Below are 18,862 nucleotides of genomic sequence, written 5' to 3'. Positions count from 1 at the left end.
TTAGGATGTGCAAGTGCACGAATACCGCATCAGAACGACCACCGCCGACGACCTCGACGCCGCACGAGCCGTCATGCTCGACACCGTTTACCACGACTTCGGCACGGGGTACGTGCCGCGCTGGCACGCCGACATCATCGACCTCGACGGCGCGTACCTGAGCCCGGCCCGCCACACACTGCTCGTCGCGGTGGACCAGCAGGACGGGTCGGTCGCCGCCACAGCCGCGCTCGACTCACGCGGCCCGGCGCATCCGCCGAACCCCGGCTGGATCGCCGAACGCTTCCCCTCGGGCGAGACGGCGCAGCTGCGGCGCGTCTACGTACGCGCCGAGCACCGGCGGCGCGGCCTGGCCCGGCGACTGGTCGGCGAGCTCCTTGATTTCGCCGCGGCGGACGGCGGGTACCGGTCCGTGTATCTGCACACCGACCCCGCGGTGACCGGCGCCGAAGGCTTCTGGCGCTCACTGGGAAAGATCGTGCACGACGAGCGCGAGGACTCCGGCGAATCGCGCGTCGTGCATTTCGAAGTGCCGATGCGCCCCTGACCCCCCGACACTCCCCGGACGCGGCTCAGCCACACCCTCCACCCGTAATGGAAATGGTTGTCATATAACCTCGGTGGCTGCTGCCGCACTTACGGACACACACCACCCCGAGAACGAGGACCATGCGCTCCGTCCGCCACCGCCCCCTCATAGCAGGACTGCTCGTCGCTCCCCTGCTCGCCGGCTGTTTCGCCAGCAGGAACGACTCGCCGGGCGACACCGGAGGCGGTGCCAGGCTCAAGGTCGCGCTGGCCTTCCCACCCTCCGAGAACTTCTCTCCGTACGGCGCCGACGCCACACTCCTCAGCCGTCTCGGCGTCACCGAGGGCCTGACCAAGCTGGACGCGAACGGCACCGCCGCCCCCGCGCTCGCCGCGTCCTGGAAACAGGAGAGCGACCGCGACTGGCTGTTCACCCTGCGCCAGGCCGACTTCCAGGACGGCACCCGGGTCACCCCTGCCGCGGTCTCGTCGGCCCTGACCCACGCGGCGGAGGCCAAGCCCGTCACGGCCGCCCTGTCGGGGGCGGCTCTCACCGCCGAGCCCGTCGGCGACGACAGGGTCCGGATCACCACCGCCGACCCGGACCCGGCGCTTCCGCTGCGCCTGTCGAGCCCCGGCCTCGCCGTGCTCTCCGCGAAGGCGTACGAGAAGGGCCACAAGGTCAGTCCGGTCGGCACCGCCACGGGACCCTTCGAGCTCACGAGGACCACCGGCGCCACCGCGGCCACCCTCGACCGCTTCGACGGTTACTGGGACGGTCGCGCCCAGGCGTCCGGCGTCGACGCGAGGTTCATCGCCGACGGCACCGCCCGCACGAACGCGCTGCGCACCGGCGACGTGGACATCGCCGAGGCCGTCCCCGTCTCCCAGGCCGCGTCCCTCGACAAGGGCCACGGCCGCGAGACCGCAACGGCACGCACCACGGCGCTCCAGCTCAACACCGAGAAGGGCGCCTTCAAGGACCCCGGCCTGCGCGCCGCCGCCCGCGCCGCGATCGACACGTCCGCGCTCGCCAAGGACGTGTACGAGGGCCACGCCGACACCGGCAAGGGCATCTTCGGCCCCGCCCTGACCTGGGCCGACGGAAAGCGCGACAAGCCCGAGGGGCAGGCACGGGCCACGGCACCCGCCGGGAAGTCGATCACCCTGGCCACGTACGACAACCGGCCCGAGCTGCCGGAGGTCGCCCAGGTGCTCAAGCAGCAGCTTCAGAGGGCCGGATTCAAGGTGACGCTCGAGGTCCGTGAGTCCTCCCGCATCGAAGGCGACGCACTGGCCGGGAAGTTCGACGCGTTCGTCGGCGCCCGCAACACCATGCTCGACACCGGCGACCCCGTGTCGGTCCTCGCCAGCGACTACACCTGCGACGGCAGCTACAACCTCTCGCTGCTGTGCGACTCATCGGTGGACAGGGCCGTGAAGAAGGCCGAGAACACGGCCGACACGGCGAAGCGGCAGGACGCGACCATGGCCGCCGAGGCCGCGATCCTCGGCACCGACGCCGTCGTACCGCTGGTCCACCAGCGGATCATCACGGGCGTCGGCGGCTCGGTGCGCGGCGAGATCCTCGACCCGTACGAGCGGACGCTGGTCGGCACTGGCACGAGGCGCTGAGAGCCGCGTGCGCAGCCTCACCCGAACGGGCGGACCGGCGCTGCTCTGGCGCGTGGCCATCGCCGCGGCGCTGCTGTGCGCAATCGGCCTGCTGCCCTGGCTCTCACGCACCGACCCGGCACTCACCGTGCTCAAGGCCCGGGCCGCCGAGCGCACCCCCACCCCCGAGGTCCTGGCGTCCATCCGCGCCGAACTCGGCCTCGACGAGGGCCCGCTGCATCTGCTCGGCCAGTGGACGGACGGGCTGCTGCACGGGGACGCGGGGCGATCGTGGATCTCCGGCGAAGCGGTCCTGCCCTCCGTCGTGCAGTCCCTGGGCGTCTCGTTGCTCCTCATGTCCGTGGCGCTGGTGGTGGCCGTCGTCACGGCGGGCGCGGTGTGCGCCCGCACGCTGTGGCTCGGCCCCCGCCGTCGGCTGGCCGGGCGCCATCATTCCGGCGGCGGCGCTGCGGTCCTTGCCGCGCTGCCCGAGTTCCTGATCGCCTCGGTGCTCGCCACCGTGGTCGGCGTGCATCTGGGCCTGCTGCCCGCCCTCGGCTGGTACGGGCCCCAGTGGATGGTGCTGCCCGCCGTATCGCTCGGTCTGCCGGCCGGGGCGCTGCTCGGGCGGCTCCTCGACGACCTGCTGCCCGGGGCGTTCGCCGAACCCTGGGCGCGGGCCGCCGCGGCCCGTGGCATCCCGAGCGGACGCATCGCGTGGCAGGCGCTGCGCCGCTGCGTACCCGGCCTGCTGCCGAACCTCGGCCTGTTCCTCGTGGGCCTGACCGGTGGCGCGGTCGCGGTGGAGCAGATCTTCGACATTCCCGGGCTCGGCCGCTCCACTCTGCAGGCCGCGGTGGCACAGGATCTGCCCGTCCTTCAGGCAGGTGCTCTCGCCCTCGTGCTGCTCGCCGCCGTGGCGGGCGGTCTCTTCCGCCTCGCGGCCCGGCTCACGAGCGGTCCCGCCCTGCGCGACGGCGCCCTGCCGACCCTGCACAGCCCGGCGCCACCCGCGCCGAGCCGGCTGCCCTTCCTGTACGGCGGGGTGCTGTTGGGCATCATCCTGCTCAGCCTGACCCGGGATCCCCTCGCCCTGGACACGGCGGCCCGGCTCCAGGCGCCTTCCTGGGCGCACCCGTTCGGCACGGACGCACTGGGCCGTGACGTCCTCGCCCGGGTCGGGCACGGCGCGCTCCACACCCTCGCCCTGGCCCTGGGGATCAGCGCCTTCGCCCTGGTGGCCGGTGTCCTGCTCGGTCTCCTGCCCCGGTTCTCCGGGCCTCTCCTCGACACGCTCAACGCCCTACCGCCGACGCTCGCGGGCCTCCTCGTCACCGGTGTCGCGGGCAGTGGAGCGGCCACCCCCGCCATCGCGGTGGCCGCCGTCGCCTGGGTCCCCCTGTCCGCCCACACCGCAGCCCTGCTCCTCCAGGAGCGCGCCACCCTCCACCTGGCGGCGACCCGGAGTCTGGGCGCGGGCCGTCGGCACCGGCTCAGGCGCCATCTGCTGCCGGCGGTCCTGCCGCCCGTCACCCGCCACGCGCTCCTTCGACTCCCCGGCGTCGCGCTGGCCCTTGCGGCCCTGGGCTTCCTCGGCCTCGGCGCCCAGCCCCCGTCCCCCGAGTGGGGTCTCCTCCTCGCGGAGAGCCAGCCCTACGCCGAACGCGCCCCCTGGGCACTGCTCGCCCCGGCAGCCGCGCTCGCCCTCCTGGGAGCCCTCGCGGTGACGGCGGCGGGCGGCGTGCCGGTTCCTCGGTGGCTGCGGCGGAGGCGTCGGCCCGACCGTGCGCTCACCGCGGGCGACGTGCGGCCTCCTGAACGCGAGTTGAGCACGGCCGGGGCGGCTGCCCGGTGAAGCGGGAACCGCCCCTTCCCGCCCCGCCACGGACCCGGACCCGGACCCGGACCACGAAACGTCCGCGCCGCGAGCGCACCTGGTCGAGCCTGTCCCCCTTGCTCCGACTGCTGATCCTGACCCAACTCGCCTTCAACATCGGCTTCTTCCTCGTCCTGCCCTTCCTGGCGGAGCACCTGGGCGCGGCGATCGGCATGGCGGGCTGGCTGGTCGGCCTCGTACTCGGCCTGCGGACGTTCAGCCAGCAGGGGCTCTTCGTCGTGGGCGGCGCCCTGACCGACCGCTACGGCGTGCGGCCCGTCGTCCTCACCGGCTGCCTGCTGCGGATCGCCGGTTTCGCCTGGCTCGGTTACGCGCAGCAGACGTGGTCGGTCATCGGCGCGGTACTCCTGATCGGCTTCGCCGCCGCCCTGTTCTCGCCCGCCGTCGAATCCGAGGTCGCCCGGCAGGCGGTGCTCCGGGAGGAGGCAGGGCGCGGCCCGCGTACCCGCGTCCTGGCCCTGCTCACCGTGGCGGGCCAGGCCGGCGCGTTCGTCGGTCCGCTCCTCGGCGCGCTGCTGCTCTCCGTCGACTTCCGCACTGTCTGCCTCGCCGGATCCGGGGTCTTCGTCCTCGTACTGGCCGGGCACCTGTGGCTGTTGCCCCAGCGCATACCGGGGCGGGAGCGGACCCGCGTACGGGGAGGCGTGCACGACATGCTGCGCAACCGCCGCTTCCTGGCGGTGTGCGGTGCGTACGGCGCCTATCTCCTGGCGTACAACCAGCTCTATCTCGCGCTCCCACAGGAGGTGGAGCGCACGGCCGGGTCGCAGGCGCCGCTGGCCTGGCTCTTCGCCCTCTCCTCGCTCCTTGTGGTGAGCGCGCAGCTGCCGGTCACCCGCTGGGCGGCGGACCGGCTCGATCTGCGGCGCTCCATGACGGCCGGGCTCGTGCTCATCTCCGTCGGATTCGCCGTCGTGGCCCTCGCGCGCCCGACCGCCTGGACCGGTGTCGCCGGGCTGCTGCCCGCCGCCGTCTTCGTCGTCCTCCTCACCCTCGGCCAGATGCTGGTCGCACCGGCCGCCCGCGCCTGGGTCCCCGACCTCGCTCCCGACGGCAGGCTCGGCCTCTACACGGGGGCCCTGTCCTCGGTCTCCGGCCTGATCGTCCTCGCGGGCAGCGCCGCGACCGGCTCGCTCCTCGACGCCGGCCTTCCGCCCTGGGCCCCGTGGCTCGCGCTCGCCGCGATCCCGCTCCTGGCCGTGGCACTCCTGCCCCGTCGCAGCCGCGCCCCGGCCCCGTCAACCGGCTGACGCACCGGGCATCGCCGGAGCCATGAGGGCGGCCAGCTCCTCCGGTGTGCGCGGCCCGTCGCCGTCCCCTTCCAGCAGGCCCTTCGTCCGCAGCAGCTCCGAGACGGCGATCCCCCACGGCAGCCGAAGTCCCGCCTGCGCCAGGAGATCCCGTTGGGCGAGCATCTCCGCGACCGGCCCTGTGCGCACTCCCGAAGGGGTGAGCAGCGCCGCGTCGTCGGCCCAGCGGAGGGCCAGATCCACGTCGTGGGTGGCCATGACCACGGTCGTCCCCGCGTCCCGCAGTCCTTGCAGGGTGGTCAGGAGCCGCTCCTGGCCGTCCGGGTCGAGTCCGGCGGTCGGCTCGTCGAGGATCAGTACGCGGGGGCGCATCGCCACGGCACCCGCGATGGCCGTCCGCTTGCGCTGGCCGTAGGAGAGCAGATGGGTGGGGCGGTCCGCCAGGGCGCCGATGTCGAGCGCGGCGAGCGCCTCGGCGACCCGCGCCCGGACTTCGGCGTCGGGCAGCCCGAGGTTCAGCGGTCCGAAGGACACGTCCTGCTCCACCGAGGCGGCGAACAGCTGGTCGTCGGGGTCCTGGACGACCAACTGGACGGTGGTGCGCAACCGGGTCAGACCCAGGCGGTCGTACGTCACGGGGACACCCGCGACGCTCAACCCGCCCTGGTCCGGGCGGAGTCCGCCGCTCAGCAGCCGCATGAGGGTGGTCTTGCCGCTGCCGTTGCGCCCGAGCAGCGCGAGAGCGCGTCCCTCGGTGACATCGAAGTCGAGGCCGCTGAGCACGGTCGGCCCCTCTTCGTACGCGTAGGAAGCAGCGCGCAGAGCGACCAAGGACGCGCCCGGCTCTCGCTCGCGAGGAGCACTCGGCTCGCTCGGGTCGCTCAGGTCGCTCGGGTCGCTCATGGAAGGAGCCTCTCCAGTACGAGGGTGAGGACCGCGAGGCCCGTGAGGAGTGCCGCGCTGGCAGCCACGAACCCGCGGGAGATCCGGGCTTCGGGCACAAGGACGCGCAGGGTTCCGTCGTAGCCGCGTCCGGCGAGCCCGGCCTGCAACCGGGTCGCCCGGTCGAAGGCCCGCACGAACGCGGTGGCCCCCAGGGAGCCGAGTGAGCGCCAGGTGGCGGCCCGGGTGGTGTGGCCGAGCCGAGCGGCCTGCGCCTGCCGGATCCGGCTCATGGAGTCCAGGAGCAGGAAGCTCATCCGGTACATGACCAGGGCCACGTCCACGACCGGCGCCGGAACGCCCGCCTTCACCAGACGGGGCAGCAGATCCGACATCGGCGTGGTGAAGGCGAACAGCAGGACGCCGAGCGAGGCCGCCGACGTGCGCAGGAGCAGACCGCCCGCTCGCGCGGGACCGCCGTCGGCGAGCGTGACGAACCCTTCGGTTCCGCCGAGTTGGACGACCAGGGTCAGGGCTCCGGTGACGGTGAAGCCGAGCGGTACGCGGTAGGCCCGCCACAGTTTGCGCGGCGGCACACCGGCGGGCCCGAGCAGCACGGCGAGCGCCACGATCAGCACCAGGGCGGCGCCGGGCCACGGCGGCAGCGAGACGGCGAGGACAGTGAGGCCGAGCCCGAGAACGGCCTTGTCCACGGGGTGGCGGCGGCGCCAGCGACTGCTGTGCGCCGCCGCGTCGATGGGCAGCACGCGGGCTCAGACCTGCTCGGTCTCGGGCCGGGCGCCCCCCGCGTCGGTGGTCCGCTCCGCGGATGCTTCCTGTTCCCGTGCGATGTCCGCGCCCTGGCGGCGCCCCTTGCGCAGACCGAAGTAGTACGCGAGGACGCCCGCGCCGAGTGCCGCCTGCAGGGCGAAGAGCGCCGACTCGATCTCCCCGGAAGGGGGTTCGTACAGCGGCGAGAACCAGGGCTCGTAGTCCGGCTTGATCTCGGTGATCGCGGTCTCGGCCTGGGCGTCCGCCCCTGCGAACGGTTCCTTTTCGTCGTCGCCGAGGCCGAGGGCCACCGGCAGGACCGCGAGCGCGGCGACGATGACGAGGAGCACAATGTTGATCTTCGCGTTCCGGCTCATCAGGCGCTGGCCCCCGTCTCCGTCTTCTTCGCGGTCGCTGCCGACTGCTTGCCCTGCAGCAGTACGCCGAGCCGCGTGAGTTCGCCCTTGCTGGACTGCACGAGCAACCGCATCACCAGGACGGTGAGGAGTCCCTCGCTGACGGCCAGCGGGATCTGCGTGACGGCGAAGATGCCGCCGAACTTGCCCAGGGCGCCGAGGAATCCGCTGCTCGGGTCCGGGAACGCCAGGGCCAGCTGGACGCTGGTGACGCAGTACGTGGAGAGGTCGGCGACGAACGCGCCGAAGAACACGGCGACCATGAGCGGCACGTCGTACCGCTTCAGGAGCCGGTAGACCGCGTATCCGGCCCATGGCCCGACGATCGCCATGGAGAACACGTTGGCGCCGAGCGTGGTGAGCCCACCGTGGGCGAGCAGCAGGGCCTGGAAGAGCAGCGTGATGGTGCCGAGCACCGCCATGATCGGCGGCCGGAACAGGATCGCGCCGAGCCCGGTGCCCGTCGGATGCGAGCAACTGCCCGTGACGGAAGGGATTTTCAGCGCGGAAAGGACAAAGGTGAAGGCTCCGGAGGCGCCCAGGAGCAGGGTGCTCTCGGGGTGCTCCTTGACTTCACGGGTCAGGGAGCGGACTCCGTGGACGACGAACGGCGCGGACGCTACGCCCCAGGCGATCGCGTGCGCCGGTGGGAGGAAACCCTCGGCTATGTGCATGGCTAAGCAGACCCTCTCCAGCACCTCGTGGATGGACAACGCGCCTTGGCCGGTCTCCTGGCTGACGGGTCATACCGACCGGTCTCCGCCTTCCCGGATGCGTTCGCACCCAGTGGCTGCCGCGAGGGCTGGAGCCGGACTTCCCGATCACAGTGGCGAGGGCCGCACCGGCATCACACCGGATTTCCCGTTCACCAAGGCGTGGTGACCATAGTGCGCGACCGAGTTTCCTGACAACTTGCGGGACGGCCGCGGCTGTGGCGCACGGGGACGCGCACGACCAGGGGCGTACGCCCCTGGTCGGACCTCAGGCCCAAGACCTCATGAATGCGTGAAACCGGCCGGTCGCTTGTCGACGAAAGCGGACATGCCCTCCTTCTGATCAGCGGTCGCGAACACGGCGTGGAAGAGGCGGCGTTCGAAGCGGACGCCCTCCGCGAGGGTCGTCTCGAATCCCGGGACACGGCTTCCTTCGCCATCATCGCCACGGGCGGGGACATCCCCGCGACGGTCTCGGCGACGGCGAGGGCCTCGCTGCCCGGTGCGTCCAGGGCCCGCATCCCGGCCGCCGTCACGGCCGCGTGAGCGCTGCGCGCGTCGGCCACGTCGATGGTCGAGGAGTCGAGGAGTTAGGGCACGAAGGTGCTGCTGTTCTCATCGATCGCCGGCCACGGTCCAGTGGCGGCACCGCCCGCAGCTTGTCGTCGAAGCCGTCGTCGAGAACACCGCCGCGAAGAGGGCGGTCTTCGCCCCCCCCTGGAAGAGGTCGTCAGGACCCCGAGGCGGTCCTGGCCACCAACACCTCCTCCATCCCTGCCATGCGTCCGGGCATGGCGCCCCGGCGTGCCGACCGCGTCCTCGGGCTGCACTTCTTCCCCTTCTCACGTCCCCCGCTCCGTGGATCCGTGTCTCACCTCACGGTCCGGAATGTGATCAGTACTGCCCAAGACGCCGACCACCCCTTAGCCTGACCAGTGCAGCTGGTTCGCCCTGCCCGCCAGGCAGACGCGTCGCAAGAGGGAACCCGGTGGGAATCCGGGACTGCCCCGCAGCGGTGAGTGGGAACGACCGCCGTCATACGCACTGGATCCGAGCGCGGATCCGGGAAGCGACGGCCAGTAGGAACCTGCCTCGGCAGGTGTGCCCGCGAGTCCGAAGACCTGCCCGCTGCCCGTACGTGACCCCTCATGTGCGGACATCCCGGTGACCTCGTGGGCGGGTCGGCGTACAGATCAGGTGGAGTACCGCAGCACCGCGCCGATGGCGCGCGTTCGCTCCGCCCGGTTCGTCACCCCTTCGCGTCCGTGTCCCGTCTCCGGGATCTCAAGGAGTCATCTCGCGAAGGAGATTTCCGTGACACCGAAGTCCGCAGCCGCGGCAGCACGGTCCACCGTGTACGGCTACCCCCGCCAGGGCCCCAACCGGGAACTGAAGAAGGCCGTCGAGGGCTACTGGAAGGGCCGTGTCACCGCTGACGCCCTCCGGGAGACCGCGGCGCAGCTGCGCCGGTCCACCTGGCAGCATCTGGCCGCCGCCGGCATCCATGAGGTGCCGACCGGTGACTTCTCGTACTACGACCACGTCCTCGACACCAGCGTCATGGTCGGCGCCGTCCCCCAGCGACACCGCGAGGCTGTCGACACCGCCCCTTCCCCAAGCGCTCGGCTTCGCTATAGCGGGGGATGCCCCATCGACGTCTACTTCGCGATGGCCCGCGGTACCCAGGACGTGGCGCCGCTCGAGATGACCAAGTGGTTCGACACCAACTACCACTACCTCGTGCCGGAACTCGGCCCCGACACCGTCTTCACCGCCGACTCCGCCAAGCAGGTCACCGAGCTGGGGGAAGCCCTCGCGCTCGGCCTCGCGGCCCGTCCGGTCCTCGTCGGCCCGGTCACCTATCTGCTGCTCGCCAAGCCCGCGCCCGGCGTCGCGGCCGACTTCGAGCCGCTCACGCTCCTCGACCGCCTGCTGCCCGTGTACGCCGAGGTCATCGCCGACCTGCGCGCGGCGGGCGCGGAGTGGGTGCAGCTCGACGAGCCCGCCCTGGTGCAGGACCGTACCCCGGCCGAGCTCAACGCCGCCGCCCGCGCCTATCGCGACCTCGGCGCCCTCACCGACCGCCCGAAGCTGCTTGTCGCCTCGTACTTCGGCCGACTCGGCGAGGCGCTGCCCGTGCTCGCCAAGGCGCCGGTCGAGGGCATCGCCCTCGACTTCACCGAGGCCGCGGCCAGTCAGCTCGAGGATCTCGCCGCCGTCGGCGGTCTGCCCGGCAAGCGTCTGGTCGCGGGCGTCGTGAACGGCCGCAACATCTGGATCAACGACCTGGAGAAGTCCCTCTCCACGCTGGGCACGCTCCTGGGTCTCGCCGACCGGGTCGACGTCTCGGCGTCCTGCTCCCTCCTCCACGTCCCGCTGGACTCGACCGCCGAACGGGACATCGACCCGCAGATCGGCCGCTGGCTGGCCTTCGCGCACCAGAAGACAGCCGAGATCGCCACCCTGGCCCGCGGCCTGGCCCAGGGGACGGGCGCCATCACAGCCGAACTCTCCGCCAATCGCGCCGACTTGGCGTCCCGTTCGGGCTCGGCGCTCACCCACGATCCAGCCGTACGCTCCCGCGTCGCCGCCGTCACAGGCGCCGATGCCCGTCGCGCGCACGCCTACCCGGAGCGTGCGGCGGCCCAGCGGACCCGCCTGGGCCTCCCCCAACTGCCCACGACCACCATCGGGTCCTTCCCCCAGACCACCGAACTGCGCACAGCCCGGGCCGACCTGCGTGCCGGACGCATCGACACGGCCGGTTACGAGGAACGCATCAGGAACGAGATCCGCGAGGTGCTCGCCTTCCAGGAGAAGGCGGGTATCGACGTCCTGGTGCACGGTGAGCCGGAACGCAACGACATGGTGCAGTACTTCGCCGAGCAGCTCACCGGCTACCTCGCCACTCAGCACGGCTGGGTCCAGTCGTACGGCACCCGCTATGTGCGACCGCCGGTCCTGGCGGGCGACATCTCGCGGCCCGAACCGATGACGGTGCGCTGGACCTCCTACGCCAACTCCCTCACCGACCGCCCCGTCAAGGGCATGCTCACCGGCCCGGTCACCATGCTCGCCTGGTCCTTCGTCCGCGACGACCAGCCGCTGGGCGACACGGCGCGCCAGGTCGCCCTCGCCCTGCGCGACGAGGTCAACGACCTTGAGACGGCGGGCACTTCGGTAATCCAGGTCGATGAGCCCGCGCTGCGCGAGACGCTGCCGCTGCGCGCCACCGACCGTCCCGCCTACCTGGACTGGGCCACCGAGTCGTTCCGCCTCACCACCAGCGGCGTACGCCCGGACACCCAGATCCACACGCACATGTGCTACGCCGAGTTCGGCGACATCGTCCAGGCCATCGACGACCTCGACGCCGACGTCATCAGCCTGGAAGCCGCCCGCTCGCACATGCAGGTGGCCCGCGAACTCGCCGCGCACGGCTACCCGCGCGAGGCGGGCCCCGGCGTCTACGACATCCACTCCCCGCGCGTCCCCAGCGCAGAGGAGGCAGCGGCCCTGCTGCGCAAGGGTCTTGAGGCCATCCCCGCAGAGCGCCTGTGGGTGAACCCCGACTGCGGCCTCAAGACCCGCGGCTGGCCCGAGACCAAGGCCTCCCTGGAGAACCTGGTCGCGGCGGCACGCGAGGTGAGGGCGGAGCTGCCCACGGGTTCCTGACCCGAACGCACCAGTCGGGGCGGCCGTTCGAGGGGGATGGCCGCCCCGATCCAGCTCTGGAGCACCGGGCACGATGCACCCGGTCCGGCCGAGCTCCCGGAGTCGCGCCGCACCGCGATCACACGGGCCCGCGCCGCTGGGCGCCCTAGCCCCATCCGTACGAGCCGCCCGCGACAACAGCACATGCAACGTCTCGCGCTCCTCCGGACCTAGCGGGGCGAGGGCGACGATGCGGCAGCGGCGGTCGTCGGGGGCAGATCGCCGTGGACGGCACGACCGAGATCGGGGGCGTCGACAAGCCGACCTGTGTTCTGCGGAGCCTGTCCCGCTTCTACGCCTGAGGAGCCCACGTCAGGGGTTGTTCAGATATCAAGGGTTGTTCAGACATCAGGGGTTGTTCAGATAGGTCAGGACGGCGAGGACGCGACGGTTGTTGTTGTCGTCATCGGTGATGCCGAGTTTCCCGAAGAGGGAGGTGGTGTACTTGCTGATGGCGCTGTCACTCAGGAAGAGCCGACGCGCGATGGCCTGATTGGACAAGCCTTCGGCCATGAGAGCGAGCACGGAGTGTTCGCGTTCGGTGAGCCGTTCAAGTCGCCGGTTCGATGACCCGCTGGACAGCAGTTTCGCGATGACGGCCGGGTCCATGGCGGTTCCGCCGGAGGCGACGCGCTCCAGGGCGTCGATGAACTGGTCGGCGTCGAACACGCTCTCCTTGAGGAAGTAGCCGATGCCACCCGTGCCGTCGGCCAACAGCTCGCGGGCATAGAGCTGTTCGACGTACTGGGAGAGAACCAGGACCGGAAGGCCGGGCCGTTCGCGGCGGGCGGCGAGAGCCGCCCGAAGGCCCTCGTCCGTCTGGGTCGGCGGCATGCGGACGTCGACGACGGCGACGTCCGGGCGCCAGGTCAGCAGCGCGTCGAGCGTCTCGGGCCCGGTTGCCGCCGTCGCCACCACCTCGTGCCCGCACGCTTCGATGAGGCGGACCATTCCGTCGCGCAGAAGGTAGAGGTCCTCGGCTACTACGATTCGCATGGCACCATCATCCTCACCCGGGTCGGGCCCCCTGCCGGGCTGGTGATCTCCAGAGCGCCGTCGAAGGCCGCGAGACGGCGGCGCAGCCCGTCGAGTCCCCCACCGGCTCGCATGCTCGCGCCGCCCCTTCCGTTGTCCTCGACGTCGACGACGAGGCCTGCGTCGTCCCGCGCGACGGTGATCTGTGCCCGGGTGGCATGAGCGTGCTTGACCGCGTTGGTCAGCAGTTCGGCGATGCCGAAGTACGCGGCGGACTCGATCGGTGGGTCCAGGCGCAGCTGAACGTCGGCGCTGACGGTCGCTTCGAGCGGACTGTCCAGGGCAAGCGCGCGAACGGCGTCGACGAGCCCGCGGTCGTTGAGCACCGGCGGGTTGATTCCCTTGACCAGTTCGCGCAGTTCGGCCAGTGAGGTGGTGGCGCCCGCTCGCGCCTCCCGCATCAGTGCTTTCGCCTGGTCGGGGTCGGTCTCCATCAGCCTCTCGGCGGTCGCGAGAGCAAGCCCGAGCCCGACAAGGCGGGCCTGCGCTCCGTCGTGCAGGTCCCGTTCGATGCGGCGGATCTCGGCGGCCTGGGCGATGGTGGTGTCCGCACGCTGGGCCGTCAGCTCATCCACCCGGTCCGCGAGGGCCATCGCAGGCGAGGCACGCAGGAAGCGCGCGGTCACCGGCTCGACGGACCGCCAGGCGTACGGAGCGCCCGCGGCGGCCACGACCAGGCCGAGCACCCCGACAAGGCGTGCGGAGAGCGTCGGCTGGCCGAACCCGATGACCGCCGCGGCGACTCCGGCCGGCGGAACGGCAGCGAGCACGCCCGCGGTGAGCGGCGCGATAGCCGTGAAACGCAGGTCACGCCAGTTCGCCGGGTCGTTCCACCGGATCCGCCGCCTCTGGTCCATGAGGGCGTCACGGCGGGTGCGTTCGTAGGAGAATCCGTTCCACCAGTATCCGGTGGACATCCGCACCACCGGCTCGGCCTGCCGGTATCCGGCGGGAACGACGGTGGCCGTCCACTTCACGACGAGGAAGCGGAACATCCGGCAGACCGGGCGGGACAGGGCGAACGTGCCCACACACACCAGGACGACCGGAGCGACCCACGACCACGGGTTTCCCGCCCCCCACCAGATCCCCAGCGCTACGGCAGCGGCCCACACGGCCGGAACCAGCATGCTGACGACCACCACCACGCATGCCCGGACGAACCCCACGCAGACACTTGCCCCCCACGACGCGAACTGTCGCATGACCCTTCCTTCTGCTTTATGAACCGTGGCCGGTACGGCTCGGTGGTCCCACTGTGCACGGCACAGTGCCCGCTCCCTCCCGGGTCGGCCCAGAAGTGGGTCAAGGCCCACCCTCCTCTACGCCCAGACCCATACCGCGCCTCTCCCGCGCTTCCTAACGTCGACACCAGGCAGAGATACGAGCAGGGAACACGAGCAGAGGAACGAGACATGGAAACCGCGAGCAGCAGCACGGCGAACGCCACTCGACTCGATAACCCCCACCGCGCCAGGGACTTCGGCAGGGTGAAGGTCCTCGTGGCGGCCTACGGCGCGCTGGGCGCCGCCGTCCTCATCACGGTCGCCGCCCTGGCGCTCACCGGACAGACGGTGACCTCGTTCATGTGGGGCCGGTCGGCCGGAGTAGTCGCGAGCGCCGCGGTGACGTACTGGCTGACCGTCCTCGCCGCACGGGGAGCACGATGGGCCTATCTGCGCGTGCGCGTCATCTCGATCGTCATGCCGATCGCGATCATCGCGATCGACATGATCCCCGGCGCTCTGCCGCCATGGTTCGTCGCGCTGCAGATCGCCTGCGCGCTCACCATCGGCGCGACCGCGTTCATCGTCAACGGACGCGGACTGCGCGCCGCCGCCGACCGGTGAGGACGGAGTCCGGGAGCGTTGATCGTTCACGTCCGGACGGGGAGAGACACCAGCCCACGAACAAGGCGGGTGCGCCGCCAGTCAAGTTGATCAGGCGGTACGGCAAGGCGGATTCCTGGGAACCGGGCCAAGGTCGCTCGTAGGGCGATCTCCGCCTCGGCCCTCGCCAGGGGAGCGCCGACACAGCGGTGGATGCCGTGGCCGAAGCTGAGATGGGCGGCGGTGTGCCGGTTCAGATCGAGCTGGTCGGGTGAGGGAAACCGCTGCGGGTCACGGTTGGCGGCGCCGAGGGACACCAACACGGGGGTGCCGCCCGGGATCTCGGTGCCGCCGAGGTGGAGAGCCTCCGTCGTGAACCGGAAAGTGGCCGTGCCGACGGGCGAATCGAATCGGAGCAACTCGTCCAACGCGGCTGGCACATCGTCCAGATTCTTTCGCAGGCGATCCAGCTCGTGAGGGTGCTGGAGCAGCGCCAGGACAGCATTACCGAGGAAATTGGTGGTGGTTTCGTGCCCGGCGACCAGAAGCAGCACCGCGAGGGAGACCAGTTCCTCCTCGCTGAGGTGGTCGTCACCGTCGCGCGCCGAGATGAGACGGTCGAGGAGTGAATCACCCGGCCGCACGCGCTTGGCGGCGATGAGGCCACTCATGTAGTCGGCCATGGCGTGCGATGCCGCGTCAATGAGGTCCGGCCTGCCGGCGGCGAACAACTCTCCGGACCAGCGTTGAACGTCGGTTCGATCTGCCTCCGGTACGCCGAGCAGCTCGCAGATCACGATGACGGGCAACGGCACCGCCAGGTCGGCGACGAGGTCGACCTGCTCGCCTGCGGGCCACTGATCCAGCAGGTCGTTGGTGACTCGGTCGATGAAGGGGCGCAGCGCTGCGACGGCCCCGGTGGTGAACGCTCCGGTCACCAGCTTGCGCAAACGGCTGTGCTGGGGCGGGTCGCTGGCCAGCATGCTGTGCGCAACCGCGGGGTGCAGGCGGCGCCCTGACCCCTTGTCCGCGAAGAACGCGGCCGTGTCCTTCGAGAGCCTGGCGTCGCCGAGAGCTTCCCGTGCTTCCGCGTAGCCGGTGACCAGGTACCCCGCGTGCCCACCGGAACCGGTGGGCAGGGGCTGCACCGGGCAGGTGGACCTCATGGCCGCGTACGTGGGATACGGGTCCTGGAGAAAGCGGGGATCCTGTGTCGGGTCGGTCATGCTCTCGGGCTCCGATCATCACTTCCGGCTGACCATCGTCAGAGCCGAAGCCCAACTCGGTTCGTGTACACCATAGGGCCGGAACCCTCTGGTCAGCGCACCCGTCCCCTCGGCTTCAGCGGCACCGGCGGCAAGTCCGGCGCAGGGATGCGCTCGCCGTCGTAACCCTTCACCTCACCGAAGCGCGAGCCGGCCATCCAGTCCAAACGGGCCTGTGCGATATCCTCGTTCGACCGCCCGATGAAGTTCCACCACATGATCAGCTCTTCGTCGAACGGCTCTCCGCCGAGCAGCATCAGGCCCGCGTCCGACTCGGCGCGCAGCGGCAGTTCGGTGCGGCCACAGCCCAGGTACAGCATCGAGCCCGGCAGTACGGGGACGCCGTCCACCCGGGTCTCGCCGGACATGCACAGGACGGCGTACTCGAAGTCGGGGTTCAGCGGGAGGCGTACGTCGGCGTCGCGGGTCAGGGTGAGGTCTGCGCCGACGATCGGGGTGTAGGTCGTGCCGGGTGAGGTGGTGCCGTCGACCGTGCCCAGGATGAGGGTCGCCGTCAGACCGGGGGCCGTGACCAGGGGCAGCTCGGCGTGGTGCTCGAAGCGCGGGTCGGTGTTGCGGTGGACGTCGGGCAGTGCCACCCACAGCTGCGCGCCGTGCAGGAGGCGGGCGTGCGATCTGGGGCTCTCCTCGGAGTGCGAGATCGCCTTGCCCGAGGTCATCAGGCCCAGTTCGCGGGGGCGGACCGTCTGGAGGCTGCCCGTGGAGTCGCGGTGCAGGACCTCGCCGTCGTGCAGCCAACTGACCGTCTGCAGGCCCATGTGCGGGTGGGGGCCCACCTGCATACCGGGTTCGTCGGCGATGTCGTCCGGGCCGTAGTGATCCACGAAGCACCAGGCGCCGACCATGCGGCGGCCCAGGTTCGGCAGCAGACGACGGACCTCCGTGGACTGACCGAGCTTGACCTTTCGGGGGCTGAGGAGTTCCCGGACCGGTTCGGCGACGACGAACCCGCGCCCGCCGCACAGGGACGGGACCGGTTCGCGATCAAGATTGCTCATGCCGCACAACCTAGACCCGTGGAGCACCTGCCGTCAGGCACGCGCTCCGGTCATTCCGGAGGAACCGCCGCGCCGGTGCGGTGGCGGTGGAAACGACCGGCGAATCAGCGGAACGACCAGCGGGAGTAGTTAGTGGAATTTTTAACTACCTGGGGTCGTTGGAGGGCTCGAAGGAGGCAACAGTGGACACGACGTACTACGACCACGGAACCGCGGCGGAGCGCTGGGAGCGCGCGCGGCAGTTCTTCGACGCCAAGGAGTACGCCACGGCGGCGCGCATCCTCGACGCCCTGGCCGACGAGGTGCCCGAGCAGGTCGCCCCGCGTCTGCTCCTCGCCCGCGCCTACTACCACTCGGCGCAACTGCGGCGCGCGGAGACCGAGTTGCGAGCGATCATCGAGCTCGACCCCGTCGAGCAGTACGCCCGGCTGCTCCTCGGGCGCACGCTCGAACGGCAGGGACGGGACGCGGACGCGGCCCCGCACCTGCGGATGGCCGCGGCCCTCTCGGGCGACTTCGCGGAAGCCTGATCGCCGGGTCGGGACCGGCCGACAGGCCGGTCACCTTCCCCCAGGGCGCCGATGGCAGCGGCCATCGGTGCCCTCGCCGTATCTCCGATCCAGATGTCCCGGCCCAGTCCGTCACACCCACACCGCATCCGCCAACGCGACGCCCACGAAGACCGCGCCGAGTGCCGCGACCACACTGGCCACGACATTGGCCGCCGCATAGAACCGGGCACCGCCCTCGGAGAGCCGCAGCGTCTCGTACGAGAAGGTCGAGTACGTCGTCAGGGCGCCGCACAGGCCGGTGCCGAGGAACAGCTGGGCGTGGGAGGAGGCGGCGCCCGCGACGGTCGCGCCGGTGAGCACGCCGAGGATCAGACTGCCCACCACGTTGACCGCGAACGTCCCCCACGGGAAGACCGTGTCGCGCCTGGCCCGCACGGCACGGTCGGTGAGGAACCGCAGCGGGGCGCCGATCATCGCCCCCGCGATCACGCAGATCCAGTTCACCGGCCCTCCCTGTTCCGGTCCTTCACGGCCGACTCCATGCCACGACACGGCGCGTCGCCCACGACGCGCTCCACACCGCCACGAGGGCCGAGAGCAGCGTCAGCCCCAGATAGGCCAGGCCCGTGCGGGCGTGACCGCGTTCCACCAGGCGCTCGATGTCCACCGCGTAGGTGGAGAACGTGGTGAAGCCACCGAGCACGCCCGTGCCGAAGAAGGGCCGCAGCAGGCGGTGCGGTGTCCTCATCTCGGTGAGGATCACCATGAAGACACCCATGACGGCGCATCCCACGACGTTCACCAGGAGCGTCGCCGTCGGGAAGGCGGCGGGGGCGGTGGGCCAGATCAGGGAGGCGCCATAGCGGGCGGACGCGCCGATCGCGCCGCCGACGGCCACGACCGCCACCGCGGGCCACACGCCGCGCTCCCTCACCTGCATCACCTGCATCACCTGACGGAACCGAGAGATCGCCGCTGAAGATCGTCCTCAGGCTAGCCGCCCGCCGGTGCGTCCCGCAGACCGAGGCGCAGGTGCTCGACATGGAAGAGGGCCTGGTCGAGGAGTTCGGCGACGTGGTGGTCGTAGAGGGCGTAGATGACGGAGCGGCCGTGCCGTTCGCCGGTGATCAGGCCGAGGTTGCGCAGCAGGCGCAACTGGTGGGAGCAGGCCGACTGCTCCATGCCGACCGCCTCGGCCAGATCCCCTGCCGCGCAGGGGCCCTCCTGCAGGCGGGCGAGGATCAGCAGCCGTGAGGGTGTCGCCAGGGCCTGGAGGGTGGCGGCAACGTCGGCGGCCCCCACGGTGTCCAGGCGTTCACGCGTGGTGGCGGTGCTCTTGTCGTCGACTCCGTGACCCATGGCGTCATCCTATCGACGACACCATGACGCATGAAAAGCTGTTCATTCATTCCTGTAC

The 18,862-nt window shown here is 71.1% G+C and carries 19 protein-coding genes, 1 pseudogene and 2 riboswitches; of the genes and pseudogenes, 8 read left to right on the top strand and 12 right to left on the bottom strand.

The features are described 5' to 3' along the window. The first annotated feature begins 13 nt into the window (after window positions 1-13). The 4 genes from ACFVXC_RS18700 to ACFVXC_RS18685 all read left to right on the top strand — a co-directional run bounded on the left by ACFVXC_RS18700 (window position 14) and on the right by ACFVXC_RS18685 (window position 5,289). Window positions 14-547, top strand: a complete 534-nt coding sequence (locus ACFVXC_RS18700; protein ID WP_389906517.1) for a GNAT family N-acetyltransferase — start codon at window positions 14-16, stop codon at window positions 545-547. Window positions 548-669: 122 nt separating this feature from the next. Beyond that, the gene (locus ACFVXC_RS18695) at window positions 670-2,163 is read left to right on the top strand and encodes an ABC transporter substrate-binding protein (protein WP_389906516.1); all 1,494 of its coding nucleotides are present in this window, start codon (window positions 670-672) and stop codon (window positions 2,161-2,163) included. Between the two features lie 7 nt (window positions 2,164-2,170). Continuing rightward, the gene (locus tag ACFVXC_RS18690) at window positions 2,171-3,997 is read left to right on the top strand and encodes an ABC transporter permease subunit (protein WP_389906515.1); all 1,827 of its coding nucleotides are present in this window, start codon (window positions 2,171-2,173) and stop codon (window positions 3,995-3,997) included. An 89-nt stretch (window positions 3,998-4,086) separates the two neighbouring features. Then, window positions 4,087-5,289 carry an MDR family MFS transporter gene (locus tag ACFVXC_RS18685; protein WP_389906909.1) on the top strand — a complete coding sequence of 401 codons (1,203 nt, stop codon included), beginning with the start codon at window positions 4,087-4,089 and terminating at the stop codon, window positions 5,287-5,289. Here ACFVXC_RS18685 and ACFVXC_RS18680 read toward each other — a convergent pair. The 5 genes and pseudogenes from ACFVXC_RS18680 to ACFVXC_RS18660 form a co-directional block, all read right to left on the bottom strand. Then, window positions 5,278-6,192: an energy-coupling factor ABC transporter ATP-binding protein gene (locus ACFVXC_RS18680; RefSeq protein ID WP_389906514.1), complete on the bottom strand. Its 915-nt coding sequence runs from the start codon at window positions 6,190-6,192 to the stop codon at window positions 5,278-5,280. The genes ACFVXC_RS18685 and ACFVXC_RS18680 overlap by 12 nt on opposite strands. After that, entirely contained in the window at window positions 6,189-6,938 is a 750-nt protein-coding gene (gene cbiQ / locus ACFVXC_RS18675; RefSeq protein ID WP_389906513.1) for a cobalt ECF transporter T component CbiQ, read from the bottom strand. The genes ACFVXC_RS18680 and cbiQ overlap by 4 nt, the downstream gene beginning before the upstream one ends. Window positions 6,939-6,944: 6 nt before the next feature. Continuing rightward, on the bottom strand, window positions 6,945-7,319 hold the full coding sequence (locus tag ACFVXC_RS18670) for an energy-coupling factor ABC transporter substrate-binding protein (protein WP_389906512.1): 375 nt from the start codon (window positions 7,317-7,319) through the stop codon (window positions 6,945-6,947). Further along, window positions 7,319-8,032 carry an energy-coupling factor ABC transporter permease gene (locus tag ACFVXC_RS18665; protein WP_389906511.1) on the bottom strand — a complete coding sequence of 238 codons (714 nt, stop codon included), beginning with the start codon at window positions 8,030-8,032 and terminating at the stop codon, window positions 7,319-7,321. Before ACFVXC_RS18665 ends, ACFVXC_RS18670 begins: the two co-directional genes overlap by 1 nt. Before the next feature lie 29 nt (window positions 8,033-8,061). Beyond that, window positions 8,062-8,260, bottom strand: a riboswitch (cobalamin riboswitch). Window positions 8,261-8,353: 93 nt separating this feature from the next. Next, window positions 8,354-8,565, bottom strand: a pseudogene (locus ACFVXC_RS18660) (enoyl-CoA hydratase-related protein); the annotation flags it as partial. A gap of 285 nt (window positions 8,566-8,850) precedes the next feature. Between ACFVXC_RS18660 and ACFVXC_RS18655 the strand changes: the two are divergent. Both ACFVXC_RS18655 and metE read left to right on the top strand, forming a co-directional pair. Beyond that, on the top strand, window positions 8,851-9,003 hold the full coding sequence (locus tag ACFVXC_RS18655) for a hypothetical protein (RefSeq protein ID WP_389906510.1): 153 nt from the start codon (window positions 8,851-8,853) through the stop codon (window positions 9,001-9,003). Beyond that, window positions 8,997-9,215, top strand: a riboswitch (cobalamin riboswitch). Its footprint overlaps the gene before it by 7 nt. 170 nt (window positions 9,216-9,385) lie before the next feature. Continuing rightward, on the top strand, window positions 9,386-11,746 hold the full coding sequence (gene metE / locus ACFVXC_RS18650) for a 5-methyltetrahydropteroyltriglutamate--homocysteine S-methyltransferase (protein WP_389906509.1): 2,361 nt from the start codon (window positions 9,386-9,388) through the stop codon (window positions 11,744-11,746). Window positions 11,747-12,133: 387 nt separating this feature from the next. Here the strand turns inward: metE and ACFVXC_RS18645 are convergent, their stop codons facing one another. Then, window positions 12,134-12,781: a LuxR C-terminal-related transcriptional regulator gene (locus ACFVXC_RS18645; RefSeq protein WP_389906508.1), complete on the bottom strand. Its 648-nt coding sequence runs from the start codon at window positions 12,779-12,781 to the stop codon at window positions 12,134-12,136. After that, window positions 12,769-14,025 carry a sensor histidine kinase gene (locus ACFVXC_RS18640; protein WP_389906507.1) on the bottom strand — a complete coding sequence of 419 codons (1,257 nt, stop codon included), beginning with the start codon at window positions 14,023-14,025 and terminating at the stop codon, window positions 12,769-12,771. Before ACFVXC_RS18640 ends, ACFVXC_RS18645 begins: the two co-directional genes overlap by 13 nt. Window positions 14,026-14,235: 210 nt before the next feature. Here ACFVXC_RS18640 and ACFVXC_RS18635 point away from each other — a divergent pair, with 210 nt between their 5' ends. Further along, window positions 14,236-14,670 carry a hypothetical protein gene (locus ACFVXC_RS18635; RefSeq protein ID WP_389906506.1) on the top strand — a complete coding sequence of 145 codons (435 nt, stop codon included), beginning with the start codon at window positions 14,236-14,238 and terminating at the stop codon, window positions 14,668-14,670. Window positions 14,671-14,696: 26 nt separating this feature from the next. Here the strand turns inward: ACFVXC_RS18635 and ACFVXC_RS18630 are convergent, their stop codons facing one another. Both ACFVXC_RS18630 and ACFVXC_RS18625 read right to left on the bottom strand, forming a co-directional pair. Further along, window positions 14,697-15,875 carry a cytochrome P450 gene (locus tag ACFVXC_RS18630; protein WP_389906505.1) on the bottom strand — a complete coding sequence of 393 codons (1,179 nt, stop codon included), beginning with the start codon at window positions 15,873-15,875 and terminating at the stop codon, window positions 14,697-14,699. Between the two features lie 92 nt (window positions 15,876-15,967). Next, a complete protein-coding gene (locus tag ACFVXC_RS18625) occupies window positions 15,968-16,933 on the bottom strand; it encodes a pirin family protein (RefSeq protein ID WP_389906504.1) in 966 nt (321 codons plus the stop codon). 182 nt (window positions 16,934-17,115) lie between these two features. Between ACFVXC_RS18625 and ACFVXC_RS18620 the strand changes: the two genes are divergently transcribed. Next, on the top strand, window positions 17,116-17,463 hold the full coding sequence (locus ACFVXC_RS18620) for a tetratricopeptide repeat protein (RefSeq protein ID WP_389906503.1): 348 nt from the start codon (window positions 17,116-17,118) through the stop codon (window positions 17,461-17,463). Between the two features lie 111 nt (window positions 17,464-17,574). On the opposite strand, the gene crcB (ACFVXC_RS18615) is transcribed toward ACFVXC_RS18620, so the two are convergent. The 3 genes from crcB (ACFVXC_RS18615) to ACFVXC_RS18605 are packed head-to-tail and all read right to left on the bottom strand — an operon-like array spanning window position 17,575 to window position 18,804. Beyond that, a complete protein-coding gene (gene crcB, locus ACFVXC_RS18615) occupies window positions 17,575-17,949 on the bottom strand; it encodes a fluoride efflux transporter CrcB (RefSeq protein ID WP_389906502.1) in 375 nt (124 codons plus the stop codon). A gap of 22 nt (window positions 17,950-17,971) precedes the next feature. Then, on the bottom strand, window positions 17,972-18,394 hold the full coding sequence (gene crcB / locus ACFVXC_RS18610; protein WP_389906501.1) for a fluoride efflux transporter CrcB: 423 nt from the start codon (window positions 18,392-18,394) through the stop codon (window positions 17,972-17,974). A gap of 44 nt (window positions 18,395-18,438) precedes the next feature. Continuing rightward, window positions 18,439-18,804 (bottom strand): ArsR/SmtB family transcription factor, encoded by a 366-nt coding sequence (locus ACFVXC_RS18605; RefSeq protein ID WP_389906500.1) that lies wholly within the window; start codon window positions 18,802-18,804, stop codon window positions 18,439-18,441. Between the last annotated feature and the right edge of the window lie 58 nt (window positions 18,805-18,862).

It is taken from the genome of Streptomyces sp. NPDC058257 (assembly GCF_042881845.1).
Classification (GTDB): Bacteria; Actinomycetota; Actinomycetes; order Streptomycetales; family Streptomycetaceae; genus Streptomyces.
This window is presented reverse-complemented; position numbering and strand designations above follow the sequence as displayed.

Bases quoted from the DNA above. Each gene is read 5' to 3' on its own strand.
- ACFVXC_RS18630 (WP_389906505.1), bottom strand. From the start codon at position 15,875: ATGACCGACCCGACACAGGATCCCCGCTTTCTCCAGGACCCGTATCCC.
- ACFVXC_RS18680 (WP_389906514.1), bottom strand. From the start codon at position 6,192: ATGAGCGACCCGAGCGACCTGAGCGACCCGAGCGAGCCGAGTGCTCCT.
- ACFVXC_RS18605 (WP_389906500.1), bottom strand. From the start codon at position 18,804: ATGGGTCACGGAGTCGACGACAAGAGCACCGCCACCACGCGTGAACGC.
- ACFVXC_RS18670 (WP_389906512.1), bottom strand. From the start codon at position 7,319: ATGAGCCGGAACGCGAAGATCAACATTGTGCTCCTCGTCATCGTCGCC.
- ACFVXC_RS18625 (WP_389906504.1), bottom strand. From the start codon at position 16,933: ATGAGCAATCTTGATCGCGAACCGGTCCCGTCCCTGTGCGGCGGGCGC.
- ACFVXC_RS18655 (WP_389906510.1), top strand. From the start codon at position 8,851: ATGCGTCCGGGCATGGCGCCCCGGCGTGCCGACCGCGTCCTCGGGCTG.
- crcB (WP_389906501.1), bottom strand. From the start codon at position 18,394: ATGCAGGTGATGCAGGTGAGGGAGCGCGGCGTGTGGCCCGCGGTGGCG.
- ACFVXC_RS18640 (WP_389906507.1), bottom strand. From the start codon at position 14,025: ATGCGACAGTTCGCGTCGTGGGGGGCAAGTGTCTGCGTGGGGTTCGTC.
- ACFVXC_RS18635 (WP_389906506.1), top strand. From the start codon at position 14,236: ATGGAAACCGCGAGCAGCAGCACGGCGAACGCCACTCGACTCGATAAC.
- ACFVXC_RS18665 (WP_389906511.1), bottom strand. From the start codon at position 8,032: ATGCACATAGCCGAGGGTTTCCTCCCACCGGCGCACGCGATCGCCTGG.
- ACFVXC_RS18645 (WP_389906508.1), bottom strand. From the start codon at position 12,781: ATGCGAATCGTAGTAGCCGAGGACCTCTACCTTCTGCGCGACGGAATG.
- ACFVXC_RS18695 (WP_389906516.1), top strand. From the start codon at position 670: ATGCGCTCCGTCCGCCACCGCCCCCTCATAGCAGGACTGCTCGTCGCT.